Origin of the sequence: Lacinutrix algicola, assembly GCF_001418085.1 — a bacterium.
Classification (GTDB): Bacteria; Bacteroidota; Bacteroidia; order Flavobacteriales; family Flavobacteriaceae; genus Lacinutrix; species Lacinutrix algicola.
The window spans coordinates 86,646-99,655 of the sequence record NZ_LIQH01000039.1; the positions used below are offsets into that span (position 1 = coordinate 86,646).

General features: G+C 31.4%; 13 protein-coding genes. 6 read left to right on the forward strand and 7 right to left on the reverse strand.

Going from position 1 to position 13,010, the window contains the following annotated elements:
* Positions 1 to 68 precede the first annotated feature (68 nt).
* From ASC41_RS11365 to ASC41_RS11380, 4 genes are all read left to right on the forward strand, one after another.
* Positions 69 to 1,484, forward strand: coding sequence for an MBL fold metallo-hydrolase (locus tag ASC41_RS11365; RefSeq protein ID WP_055436768.1), 1,416 nt, complete (start codon positions 69 to 71; stop codon positions 1,482 to 1,484).
* 10 nt (positions 1,485 to 1,494) lie between these two features.
* Positions 1,495 to 2,049, forward strand: a complete 555-nt coding sequence (locus ASC41_RS11370; protein ID WP_055436769.1) for a YeeE/YedE family protein — start codon at positions 1,495 to 1,497, stop codon at positions 2,047 to 2,049.
* Positions 2,050 to 2,053: 4 nt separating this feature from the next.
* Complete coding sequence (locus ASC41_RS11375) at positions 2,054 to 2,470, forward strand: YeeE/YedE family protein (RefSeq protein WP_055436770.1); 417 nt, start codon at positions 2,054 to 2,056, stop codon at positions 2,468 to 2,470.
* A gap of 200 nt (positions 2,471 to 2,670) precedes the next feature.
* Entirely contained in the window at positions 2,671 to 3,009 is a 339-nt protein-coding gene (locus ASC41_RS11380; RefSeq protein WP_055436771.1) for a DUF4870 domain-containing protein, read from the forward strand.
* Positions 3,010 to 3,130: 121 nt separating this feature from the next.
* On the opposite strand, the gene ASC41_RS11385 is transcribed toward ASC41_RS11380, so the two are convergent.
* The 6 genes from ASC41_RS11385 to ASC41_RS11410 all read right to left on the reverse strand — a co-directional run bounded on the left by ASC41_RS11385 (position 3,131) and on the right by ASC41_RS11410 (position 9,410).
* The gene (locus ASC41_RS11385; RefSeq protein ID WP_055436772.1) at positions 3,131 to 3,517 is read right to left on the reverse strand and encodes a hypothetical protein; all 387 of its coding nucleotides are present in this window, start codon (positions 3,515 to 3,517) and stop codon (positions 3,131 to 3,133) included.
* A gap of 204 nt (positions 3,518 to 3,721) precedes the next feature.
* On the reverse strand, positions 3,722 to 4,840 hold the full coding sequence (dnaN, locus tag ASC41_RS11390; RefSeq protein ID WP_055436773.1) for a DNA polymerase III subunit beta: 1,119 nt from the start codon (positions 4,838 to 4,840) through the stop codon (positions 3,722 to 3,724).
* A gap of 124 nt (positions 4,841 to 4,964) precedes the next feature.
* Positions 4,965 to 7,358 (reverse strand): gliding motility-associated ABC transporter substrate-binding protein GldG, encoded by a 2,394-nt coding sequence (gene gldG / locus ASC41_RS11395; protein WP_055436774.1) that lies wholly within the window; start codon positions 7,356 to 7,358, stop codon positions 4,965 to 4,967.
* A gap of 36 nt (positions 7,359 to 7,394) precedes the next feature.
* On the reverse strand, positions 7,395 to 8,189 hold the full coding sequence (locus ASC41_RS11400; protein ID WP_055436775.1) for an SDR family oxidoreductase: 795 nt from the start codon (positions 8,187 to 8,189) through the stop codon (positions 7,395 to 7,397).
* 12 nt (positions 8,190 to 8,201) lie between these two features.
* Positions 8,202 to 8,498 carry a putative quinol monooxygenase gene (locus ASC41_RS11405; protein ID WP_055436776.1) on the reverse strand — a complete coding sequence of 99 codons (297 nt, stop codon included), beginning with the start codon at positions 8,496 to 8,498 and terminating at the stop codon, positions 8,202 to 8,204.
* 57 nt (positions 8,499 to 8,555) lie between these two features.
* The gene (locus ASC41_RS11410) at positions 8,556 to 9,410 is read right to left on the reverse strand and encodes an SAM hydrolase/SAM-dependent halogenase family protein (protein WP_055436777.1); all 855 of its coding nucleotides are present in this window, start codon (positions 9,408 to 9,410) and stop codon (positions 8,556 to 8,558) included.
* 122 nt (positions 9,411 to 9,532) lie between these two features.
* Between ASC41_RS11410 and ASC41_RS11415 the strand changes: the two genes are divergently transcribed.
* Positions 9,533 to 10,489: a PhoH family protein gene (locus tag ASC41_RS11415; RefSeq protein WP_055436778.1), complete on the forward strand. Its 957-nt coding sequence runs from the start codon at positions 9,533 to 9,535 to the stop codon at positions 10,487 to 10,489.
* Positions 10,490 to 10,820: 331 nt separating this feature from the next.
* Positions 10,821 to 11,771 (forward strand): phosphoribosylaminoimidazolesuccinocarboxamide synthase, encoded by a 951-nt coding sequence (locus tag ASC41_RS11420; RefSeq protein WP_055436779.1) that lies wholly within the window; start codon positions 10,821 to 10,823, stop codon positions 11,769 to 11,771.
* Positions 11,772 to 11,867: 96 nt separating this feature from the next.
* Here the strand turns inward: ASC41_RS11420 and ASC41_RS11425 are convergent, their stop codons facing one another.
* Positions 11,868 to 12,956, reverse strand: coding sequence for a heparan-alpha-glucosaminide N-acetyltransferase domain-containing protein (locus ASC41_RS11425; protein WP_083477196.1), 1,089 nt, complete (start codon positions 12,954 to 12,956; stop codon positions 11,868 to 11,870).
* Between the last annotated feature and the right edge of the window lie 54 nt (positions 12,957 to 13,010).

Consider the following 13,010-nt stretch of genomic DNA (forward strand, 5'->3'; position numbering starts at 1 on the left):
TTGAAAAATTAAAAATAAATAGCAACAAAATAAATATAGTTTTTGGTAAAATTTAAAATAGAATTAAGATGAAAATAGAACAAATATATACGGGTTGCCTTGCACAAGGCGCATATTACATAGAGAGTGAAGGCGAAGTAGCAATTATAGATCCTTTACGTGAAGTGAAAAATTATATCGCTAAAGCGGAAAATAATAACGCTAAAATTAAATATATTTTCGAAACACATTTCCATGCAGATTTTGTTTCTGGACATGTAACGCTATCTAAAGAAACTGGAGCACCAATAGTTTATGGACCAACAGCAAACCCATCTTTCGATGCGATAATAGCCGAAGATAATCAAGTCTTTAAACTAGGAAAAGTAACTATTACAGCATTACATACTCCTGGCCATACTATGGAAAGTACAACATATTTGTTAAAAGATGAAAACGGAAAAGACCATGCTATATTTAGTGGTGATACTTTGTTTTTAGGTGATGTTGGTAGACCAGATTTAGCTCAAAAAGCTGCAGATATGACTATGGAAGATTTAGCAGGTTTATCTTTTGATAGTTTACGTTCTAAAATTATGCCGTTAGCAGACGATGTTATTGTTTATCCAGGACATGGAGCAGGTTCTGCATGTGGAAAAAACATGATGAAAGAAACAGTAGATACATTAGGTAACCAAAAAGTTATGAATTACGCTTTGAGAGCAGACATGACTAAAGCTGAATTTATAAAAGAAGTTACAGATGGTTTATTACCTCCACCAAAATATTTTCCTTTAAATGTGAAAATGAATAAGGAAGGTTACGAAGATATAGATGAAGTAATAAAAAAAGGAGCAAAAGCCTTGTCTCCGGATGCTTTTGAAGCAGCAGCAAACGAAACTGAGGCATTGGTTTTAGATGTTCGTCATCAATCAGAATTTATTAAAGGTCACATTCCACGCTCTATATTTATAGGATTAAAAGGTGGTTTTGCTCCTTGGGTTGGAGCTTTAATTGCAGACGTAAAACAGCCATTATTATTGGTTGTAGATAAAGGAAATGAAGAGGAAGCTATTACAAGATTGTCTCGTGTTGGTTTCGATAATACTTTAGGTTATTTAGATGGTAGTTTTGAGGCATGGAAAGAGGCAGGAAAGGAAACAGACAATTTAATTTCTATTTCTGCTGATGAATTTAAAAACAGATTAGAAAAAGATAACATTCCGGTATTCGACGTAAGAAAAGAAGGTGAGTTTATTGCAGGACATATTGAAAATGCAAATTTCACTCCTTTAGATAACTTAAACGCTCATTTATCAGAATTTCCAAAAAACGAATCTTTTTACGTGTATTGTGGTGGTGGTTACCGTTCAGTAATTGCAGCTTCTATATTAAAAAGTAGAGGTATTCATAATTTAGTAGATGTAGCAGGAGGAATGGCAGCTATTAAAAAAGCGGGTATTCCTGTTTCAGATTTTGTTTGTCCAACAACACTTAAAAAATAAAAAACTCAATATGGATATAATCTATAGTACTTGGCCATGGTACGTTGCTGGTCCATTAATTACATTAACAATGTTTTTACTTCTTAAAATGGGTAAAAAATTCGGAATGTCTTCAAGTCTAAGAACCATGTGTTCTATTGGTGGTGCAGGAAAGTTGATGGATTTTTTCAAGTTTGATTGGAAAAAAGACGCTTGGAATTTATATGTTGTAGCTGGAGTTATTGTTGGAGGATTTATTGCTTTACAATTTTTATCTCCTACTGCTCCTCAAATAAATCCAGATGTAGTTGCTCAACTTCAAGAATTGGGTATCAATAGTACGAATACAGAATTCTTACCTACAGAGTTATTTAGTATAGAAAGTTTATTAACTGTTAAAGGTTTTGCTATTATTTTAATCGGTGGATTTTTAGTTGGATTTGGAGCGCGCTATGCAGGAGGTTGTACTTCTGGTCATGCCATTTCAGGTTTAAGTAATTTACAGCTCCCATCTTTAATAGCTGTAATAGGCTTTTTTATTGGTGGTTTAATAATGGTACACCTTATATTCCCTTTAATTTTTTAGAGTTATGAAGAAATTTTTATCATTTTTTGGCATCGGTTTATTTTTAGGCATATTGTTTATTAAATCTGAAGTTGCTTCATGGTTTCGTATCTACGAAATGTTTCAGTTTAAAAGCTTCCACATGTATGGCATTATAGGATCTGCAATCGTCTTAGGAATTATAGTTGTTAAGTATTTAAAACGTAATCAATCTAAAGATTTTAACGGCAATGAGATTATAATAAATGAAAAAGACAAAGGCTTTACAAGATATATTGCTGGAGGTATTATTTTTGGTTTAGGTTGGGCTTTAGCAGGAGCTTGTCCAGGACCTATGTATGTATTGTTAGGTTCTATGCTACCAAGTATTTTAGTTTTAATTCTAGGAGCACTTTTAGGAACTTTTGTTTATGGTGCTTTAAGGACTAAATTGCCTCATTAATTTTAATGAGTTGCCAAGCTAGACTATAGCTGTAAAATAATTAATTATCAAAAACTCATTTTTCTCTATTTTTAGAGCAGAATGAGTTTTTTTTGTTTTCATAATTTTTTTGAGTAAAACTGTAACAATTTTGTTAGACTAGCGTCATATAAGTATCAATCAATCAGTTGAATTTATTCAGCACACTAAATCAAAATGCTATGAAAGAAGATAAACAATTATTAGTATTAACTCATTTAAGCCAGTTATTAACTGCAATAACAGGTTTTGGAGGTTTAATAGTACCATTAATAATATGGTTCACTAAAAAAGATGAGAATTACCAAATAGACGAACAAGGAAAAAAAATTATTAACTTCCAGTTAAGTTTAATTGTAAACTTTATAATTTGTATTCCTTTAATTCTATTATTTGGACTTGGATTGGTAGGCTTTATTGTATTGGGAGTTGTTTCAGTATTGTTTCCAATTATTAATGCTATTAAAGCTAATAATGGTGAAAACCCAACATATCCATTAAGCTATAATTTTATAAACTAGTAAGTAAAAAGAAAATACCTTTATCTTATAATTTTGTTAGTTAGTTGAATTTTATTTTAAGATAAAGAGAAACGCAACCTGAAGAGGTTGCGTTTTTTAATTTATAGATATAATATATTTACTATTGCTTTATAAAATCTAATTCCGAAAAACTTGGTAAAAGCAACGACTCTTTATTAGATGAAAATTGAAAAGTTGTTACAACTTTATCTAAAGTCAATACATCGTTATTAATATTCCAATTAAAATCACCTAAACTAGATGTAGCCTCTCCAGTACTATAGATAACACTGCTAATTATGTAGCCTATTTTTTCAGAATCATTTTCTAAAACTTGTTCTGTGAAAACCATTTTATACTTAATATCGTCCGTAGAGTCGCTACGTAACCATTCTCCAATAAAATCGTTAGCACTATTAATGTTTTCATTTGAATCATCATCTGTGTTGCAGTAAAATAATGTTGTACAAGACAGGGTTAGTAATAGTATTTTAATTTGATGTTTCATTGTGGTATAGATTAATTAGCGAGATAAATCAATGAATAATGATTTATCATAGTAACAAACATCAATTAAATTTATTTTAAAGACAAAATTATTCGTTCTACAGTAGTATTAAAAAGCTAAACGCAACCTCGAGAGGTTGCGTTTTTATAATATTGGAGATTTTTCAGTAAAATAAAAAATCTATTTTATTTAATATTCAGAAAATTAGCTATTTAACATAACCGGCATAACAAGCATTGTTACATGTTCACCTTCATCTAATCCATCAATAGGAGTTAAAATTCCAGCTCTGTTAGGCATACTCATTTCTAATTGTACATCTGTTGCACTTAAGTTGTTTAACATCTCTGTTAAGAAACGGGAGTTAAAACCTATTTGCATATCGTCTCCTTGATAATCACAAGTTAAACGCTCTTCAGCTTTATTAGAGTAATCGATATCTTCTGCAGAAATATTAAGTTCTGCACCAGCAATTTTTAATCTAATTTGGTGTGTTGTTTTGTTTGAGAAAATACTAACACGTTTAACAGAGTTTAAAAACTGAGTACGATCAATACTTAATTTATTCGGATTCTCCTTTGGGATTACCGCTTCGTAATTAGGATATTTTCCATCAATTAAACGACAGATTAAAACAGTATTCTCAAAAGTGAATTTTGCATTAGAATCGTTATAATCAATAGTTACATTTTCTTCACTAGAAGATAAAATACCTTTTAACAACGTTAAAGGTTTCTTAGGCATAATAAATTCTGCAACTTGAGAAGCAGAAACATCTTCACGAGTATATTTTACAAGTTTGTGAGCATCAGTAGCAACAAACGTTAAGTTGTCTGTAGAAAACTGAAAGAAAACACCACTCATTACCGGTCTTAAGTCATCGTTACCGGCAGCAAAAATTGTTTTACTAATAGCAGTTGCTAAAATATGTCCGGCTATAGTTGTACTAGAAGGATCTTCAAGCGCTACAGCTTTAGGAAATTCTGCACCATCTGCATAAGCTAAAGCGTATTTACCATGATTAGAGCTAATTTCTACAGTGTTATTTTCTTCAACAGTAAAGGTTAACGGTTGTTCCGGAAACGTTTTTAAAGTGTCTAATAATAAACGTGCAGGAATAGCAACACTTCCTTTGCTATCGCTTTCTATGTCTAAAGTTGAAGACATAGTCGTTTCTAAATCACTAGCTGAAACAGTTAATGCGTTATTATCGATATCGAAAAGAAAATTATCTAAAATAGGTAAGGTATTAGAGCTGTTAATTACTCCTCCTAATACTTGTAATTGCTTAAGTAAGTATGTACTTGATACTATAAACTTCATATGTATATTGGTCGTTAAATTCTCAATAATTAGTTATTACAAATATATTGTTTAACTGTCTAAAACAGAAAGAAACTTATTAACAGAATTTTTTCATTAAAAAGAAAAAATAGTGATGCTAATTTTAACTTCTTTTAGCGTATTTACGTTTTCTTAGAAAGTTGAAAATAAAACCAAACAAGCCTAATAGCAGTAAAGGCAACACAATATTAATGGTTTGCCATTTAGTTTTTTCTTTTGCAATTTTTGCTTGATCTAAAAACGCAACTTTTACTTCCTTGCTTCGAATGTTTATAAGTCCGTCGTCATCTAAAAGATAATTGACAGCATTAAGCAAAAATTCTTTATTGCCATAAGTCTCTTTTGTCCACTTATCGAACCCTAAAGTTGTTGGTCTACCTTTGTCTATGTCGTTTTTAATAACATCTCCATCGGCAATAATTATCATTTTAGTTTCGGTGCTTTTTGTTTTGTCATTTTCTAATTGAAGAGGTTTTACACGATTGTTATAAACCGATGTAAATTCGCCTTCTAAAAGCACAGCAAGGTTTTGTCTGTCTTTAGTAAAAAGCTTAGAATCTGGCTCTGTTAAAGCAAAACTTAGGTTTATCTCTTTAGGAGTACCTTCTAAACGACTTGGTTTATCACTTTTAAGTAGAATAGTCTTCTTTATATCGTTTTTAAGCGTGTCTATTTGGTTTGCAAAATCAAACTTAACAAAGTTTATGTTATTTGTTATAGGGTGGTTTACATCGCTTAATGCTAAAGGCGAATAGGGCCATAAAAAATGTTGGAGCTTTAAACTTTCATCTTGACCAGTTTCTAAGGTTATTCTTCCAATATTCTGGCTCTTAACACTTGTTAGTAAAGGATTTATTCGTGCACCATATTTAAAAAAGAAGTTGGTTAAATTTAAATCACGAGGTACGGCAACATTCATACCTTGAGGATTAAATAAACTGTCTTTCTCCATGTTAATTTGATCTATAAGCCAGAGACTTTTTCCGCCATTCATGGTGTATTGATCGAGCACATATTTTTCTTCTTCAGAAAATGCTTCAGTAGGTTTTGCAGCAATTATTAAATCGTAAGTATTTAGTGATTTCGAAGCTTTTTGTGGATTTGTAGCAACGCTATCTAAAGTAAAAGGAGCAATGTAATAGTATTGACCAAGTGTGGTTAGAAAGTCTGCTATTTTAAGATCTTCAAGTTCTGCATTACCTTTTAAAACAGCAATTTTTCTACGTTTTGGGTTTATTAATTTGCTTAAACCATCGGCAAAAGCATATTCTAAGTGTTGTACAGAGTTTGTTACCAATTCTTGTTGGTTGGCATTTACTTTGTATTTAACTAAAGGAATATCTACCGTTTGATTGTTGTAGCTTGCCAAAGCCCAAGGTATAATTACGGTTTGCGATTGTTTCCCATTATCTTGAACGCTTAATTGCATTGGTGTTAAGCCGCGGTCTGTAAGTTGAGCAATGTTACGTTCGCGCGTAGCTTCGTCTTCAATAGGATTTATAAAATTGAATTTTATATTACTATTATATGCCGTAAACTCTTCTAGTAATTGTCTTGTTTCTGTTTGTAATCTTCTAAATTCTGAAGGAAAATCTTCACCTTCTAAAAAGACATCAATTAGTATTGGAGAATCGACATCTTTTATAACATTTAATGAAGCTTCGTTTAATGTATAACGACTATCTGAAGTTAAATCAAAACGTTTGTAAATAGTTGTACTAACAACATTTAAAACAATCAAAGCTATAGGGATAATAACTAGGTGTATCCATTTTATAGGTTGAGAGCCTTCTGCATTTATACGTTTTACAGTTAAAAATATAAATAACGCAGTAACACTTAAAAAATAGATAATATCTCTTGTGTCTAGAACGCCACGACTCATGCTTTTAAAATGAGATGCCATACCTATTTGCTCTACAAAGTTTCCTAATATATCTGCTAAACCTTCAAAACCAACATAAAATAAGAAACATAGAAAAACGGCTATAATAAAAGCCACTATTTGATTATCGCTTAAAGTAGAAGAGAAAATACCAATTGCCGTATAAGCAGCAACTAAAAAAAGTAATCCTAAGTACGAGCCTAAAGTACTACCAACGTCTAAATTACCAACAGGTTTACCTAATTGGTTAACAGTATAAACATAGAGTAGAGTAGGTATAAGTGCTAAAATTATTAATAAAAATGCTCCAAAATATTTGCCAAGAACAATTTGTAAATGCGAAATTGGTTTGGTTAATAAAAGCTCTAAAGTACCTTGCTTTTTTTCGTCGCTAAAACTACGCATTGTAACAGCAGGAATAAGAAAAATAAGAATCCAAGGCGATAATAAAAAGAACGATGATAGGTCTGCAAAACCATAATCGAGAACATTAAATTCACCTTTAAATAGCCATAAAAACAAGCCATTTAATAATAAAAATATAGCAATCACCAAATAACCAATTGGTGAAGCGAAAAACGAGTTTATTTCTTTTTTTAAGAGTGCTAACATTTAAATTCTTGTGTTTTTGTAAAAGTACTACTAAATTTAGGTTACGCTTAATTTGCGTATCATTTTAGATAACAATTTTGGGAAAAAGCGTTTTGTATAAACGCCTAATTTTTCTTTAAAGCCAGCAATATAGACTTCTTGCTTCTTTTTATATATTGCTTTAGCCATTAATCGAGCAAAATGTTCTGGTGCTATTCCGTTTTTGGTAGCATTATCCATTTTGTTTTGTGCTTTACCGTTTCCAGTTAATGCATTTAAAGATATATTGGTGTTAACAAATCCAGGGCAAACCAAAGTAATAGCTATATTATTTGTGTGTATTTCTGCTCTTAAACTATCAAAAAAACCATGTAGTGCATGTTTACTTGCAGCATAGCTAGAGCGTAAGGGCGTACCAATTTTGCCAACTATACTTGTTGTTGTAACAAAATGACCGTTTTGGTTTTTTATAAAGTGAGGTAATAACGCTTTTGTTAATGCAATCGTTCCTAGATAATTAACATCCATTATACGTTTGTCTACGTCTATACTTGTTTCTTTTGCAAAAGAACGTTGGCTAATACCTCCATTATTAACTAATATATCGATAGTCTTAAAAGCAGAAATAGCTTCTTCAACTTTTGATTCTAAAGTATTGTAATTTTCTAAATCTAGAGTGATTAATTTAATTTCGGATGATTGATTACAGAGGTTTTTAACAGTTTCTAATGCTTCAATGTTTCTAGAAGATAAAATAAGTTTGGCGCCCAGATTAGATAATTCTATAGCCAAATGCTTGCCTATTCCAGAAGAGGCGCCAGTTATCCATATAACTTTGTTATTGAAGTTCATGAATTAATCTTGTTATTTTAAACTCTCTAATTTATCGACACTCCAAGCCTCTGGCTTAGCATTAAACATAGGCTTTGTTTCTGCCCAAATCCCTTTAAACAACTCAGAATGTCTGTAGTTATTTAAATCGTCTTCGGTATTCCAATAACTATACGTAAAAAAGATGTTTGTATTGTGTTTATCGCGATATAATTCAAGAAGTTGACAACCTTCAAAGCTGCGGATTTTTTCTTTTACCGTTTCAAAATTTGCTAAAAAAGATGTTATGTTTTCTTCAGCGAAACTCAATTTAACAATTCTTACAAACATAAATTATATCTATTTTATTTATTTCCGCGTAAGCGAAAAGTAATTTTATTTAAACCCTTATAATGGAACGTTCGATACTGGTTTTACAAAATTAATAGTAACAGTATCTCGTAATTTTAAACCCATTAAACTACTAGCGCCACCAACGTTGCCAGTATTTCCTTTGTAAATGGCAATCTCTAAGTAGTTAGACGAGTTAAAAACCACTAAACCACGACCTTCATCGTTTCTGTTTTCTTCGGGTATATCGAAATTTATAATATCGCTATACTTAGCGTGTATTTTTTTAAACTTATGGCTTCTTGCTGAAACCTCAAAAGCACGTCCTTTTTGTATATTCTCAAAAAACGACTTTTTAATATTTGTAACTACGTTGCCGTAATTGTCTATATAGATAATGCTACCTATAATTTGTGTTTTCTCTTCGTTAACATAAGGCTCTAAATTTCTTATTGGTTTAATAGTACTTATACTTTTACCAATAACACCTAAAGTACCTCCACGAGCAATATGGCAGGCTACCTTAACAAAAACGTCTAGTACAGGAAAACTGGTTTCAATTTTATCGTGAATATTAATTTCTACAATTTGGTTTGGTACTATCTCTGCACAAATCATACTCATAATTCCATTATTAGCACACACAAAAAAGTGTCCATCTAATTCTATAGCAATATGTTTGTTTTCTTGATTGATTTCGGAGTCAAGACCAATAATATGTATGGTGCCATCTGGGAAACTGCTATATGCATTTTGTATAATATAAGCAGCCTCAGGAATATTAAATGGTGATACAGAATGCGAGATGTCAACAATCCTTACATCTGGTAATTCACTATAAATAGCACCTTTTATCGCACCAGCAAAGTGATCTTTCTCACCAAAGTCTGTAGTTAATGTGATAATTGCCATTTAATAATTGTTGATATTTTTATTGATTAATAGTACTAAAAGTTAACTAACTTCCTTAAGTTTATAACAAAGAACAAAACTAAGAAAATAGAATAGAAATTCTTAATTAAAACGATACGCTTTTGAACGAAATAATAATTCAACTTGAAGAAATCACTCCAAAAGAATTTTTTGGACCTGGAAACGAAAATATTAAACTCTTAAAAAAACATTTTCCTAAATTAAAAATTGTTGCACGTGGTAACGAAATTAAAGCTTTTGGTGAAGAGGAGCTTTTAGACGAGTTTAGCAGAAAGCTAAAAATGTTAACCAAGCATTTTGTTAAACATAAAAAGTTAGACGAGAACGCAATAGAGCGCGTATTAACAAGTAATAGTAGCCAAGATTATAATACCACTGCAAAAAGTGGAGAAACCATAGTGCATGGTGTAAATGGAAAGCTAATAAAAGCCCAAACAGCAAACCAACGTAAGCTAGTAGAGCTTATGCGTAAAAACGATATGGTGTTTGCTATTGGTCCAGCTGGAACAGGAAAAACTTATACAGGCGTTGCTTTAGCGGTAAAAGCATTAAAAAATAAAGAAGTAAAACGTATTATTTTAACGCGACCGGCAGTAGAAGCAGGTGAGAATTTAGGTTTCCTTCCAGGAGATTTAAAAGAGAAACTAGATCCATACATGCAGCCACTTTACGATGCACTTCGTGATATGATTGCTCCCGAAAAACTAGCACAATACATAGAAAATGGAACCATACAAATAGCACCTTTAGCCTTCATGCGTGGACGTACTTTGGATAATGCATTCGTGATTTTAGACGAAGGACAAAACACAACGCACGCACAAATGAAGATGTTTTTAACGCGTATGGGAAAAAACGCAAAATTCTTGCTAACAGGCGATCCCGGACAAATAGATTTGCCACGACGTACCGTTTCTGGACTTAAAGAAGCCTTATTGGTTTTAAAAGATATAGATGGTATTGGCATGGTTTTCTTAGACGATAAAGATGTTGTGCGCCATAAACTAGTAAAGGCAGTAATTGCAGCGTATAGAAACATAGAAAATATAGAAGCATAGTTTTTTAGGAGCCAGGAACCTGCTTTCCACTATATCTTTTTTGCTTTTAATGGCAAAAAAGGATGCCGTATCAATCAGGGCTATGCAATAATTGATACTTAGGTAAATAAAATGAATGAAGTAATCAGTGCTAAACGTTTATGTCCTTATTGCTAAAGAGGAACGATTGTGGCAATCTCAATAATAAGAGACATTGATTTTTTATTTAAAAGGTTTCAGGTATTTTCTTAATTCAAAAGGCTAAGAATGACATTAAATTTAAAATTAATCAATATTTTTGTAACTCCTAAAATATAGGTAACACAACACACAACTAAAAACTATTACACTCGTGGCTAATAACACAATTACAGATACCAATTTTAAGTTTCCAAATCAGAAAAGTCTTTATAAAGGCAAAGTAAGGGCTGTTTATAATATAAACGACGAAGAATTAGTAATGATTGCAACAGATCGTTTAAGTGCGTTCGATGTTGTCATGCCTAAAGGAATTCCATACAAAGGGCAAATACTAAACCAGATAGCAACAAGTATGATGAAAGCTACCGAAGATTTAGTGCCAAATTGGTTAACAGCAACTCCAGATCCTAATGTAGCTGTGGGTCATTTGTGCGAACCTTTTAAAGTAGAAATGGTAATTCGTGGTTATATGTCTGGTCATGCGTCTAGAGAATATAAAGCAGGAAAACGTATGCTTTGTGGCGTTGCAATGCCTGAAGGAATGAAAGAAAACGATAAATTTCCTAATCCTATTATTACACCTGCAACTAAAGCAGAAATGGGAGATCATGATGAAGATATCTCGCGCGAAGATATTCTTGCAAAAGGAATTGTTAGCGAAGAAGATTATATCATTTTAGAAGATTATACACGTAAATTATTTCAAAGAGGAACAGAAATAGCAGCATCTCGCGGATTAATTCTTGTAGATACTAAATATGAATTTGGAAAAACTAAAGATGGAAAAATTGTTTTAATCGATGAAATCCATACACCAGATTCTTCACGTTATTTTTACGCAGATGGTTATCAAGAGCGTCAGGATAAGGGTGAAACACAAAAGCAATTGTCTAAAGAATTTGTAAGACAATGGTTAATTGCTAACGATTTTCAAGGATTAGAAGGTCAAACTGTTCCTGTAATGAGTGATGAATACATTGAAACGGTTTCAGAACGTTATATCGAGCTTTTCGAGAATATAATGGGAGAGCCATTTGTAAAAGCAGATGTTTCTAATATTAATGAGCGCATAGAAAAAAATGTTTTGGCATATTTAGCTTAAAAGCATTTTGCAAAATAGATAAGCCTCACTTGTTGTATAGACTAGTGAGGTTTTTTTTTTTTTTGTTCATAAAACAAGTGGGTTTCCTTTAAAGTTTTATCGCTTCAATTTAAAATACACTTTACGAATCTGTTTATAAATAAATGCATTCGTTTTTACATAATAAAAAGAAATAAGACAAACCATTATAATAAATAATATAGCACCAATAACAGCTTCTATTGGTGTTAGACTTTTGTAGAAAAAATGTTTTAATCCAATGCCTGTAAAACTTCCAAAAATAATTACAAAATGTATAAAATAGATAGAGAGCGTTTTCTCTCCAATTTTGGTAATTATAGACTGTTTTAAAAAGTCTTCTAAACTATAAAAAACACCAAAAAATAAAAGCACATTTCCAAAGCGAGTAAACAGGTAGTTATAATATGCAGAAGCCTTAAATATTTCTATATCTGTTATGTAATAAAGCCTCATTAAAGCCCATGAAGAGCATGAGATTAATAAATAACCGATGATAAAAAACAGAATTGAGGTTATTAATCTAAACCGTTTTTTGTGTACATGTCTAAAAAATACTGTAGCTAAAAAACCACCAAAAGCAACGAATCCAAACCACGGTAAAATGGTAAAAATCGAGCCGTTAGCTTTGGTTAGGTAATTCGCAAAGAACTCTGGTAGCCAATTAAAATTAAGATCTTTATAAATAGGTTCGTATAAAAAACATAAAATCCCAATAACTAATAATACAACAGATAATATACGATCTTTTTTAAGTGATAAAATATATAAACCAATAAGTAATATTAAGGATAAGCCTATACACTGTAAGACGTCTATTATTAAAAAGTAAGTATTAAAACTACCATAGAGCCAACCTAAAAAAGGAATACGTAATAGATAACCTATTGCAATTAGCATTAAACCACGTTCTAAGCCTTTTTTTATTCTAGCTTTATCGCAACCTTTAGCCTTTGCTTTTAATATTAAGTAAATAAAAACTAAACCAGATATAGTAAAAAAAACAGGAGCAGTAATACCTCTAAAATAGTACCATATGTTGTAAATGATGTTAGTATTGTCGTTATAAATTGGGTCTAGGAGTGTGCTAATAAAATGGCCTTGAAGCATCATTAAAATAGCAAATGCACGTACGGCATCAATAAAATATAATCTATTTGGGTTCAAATAAAAGAGATATTTAAAAGTGTAAAGATAATAGGTTATATTTAAAGTCTAAAC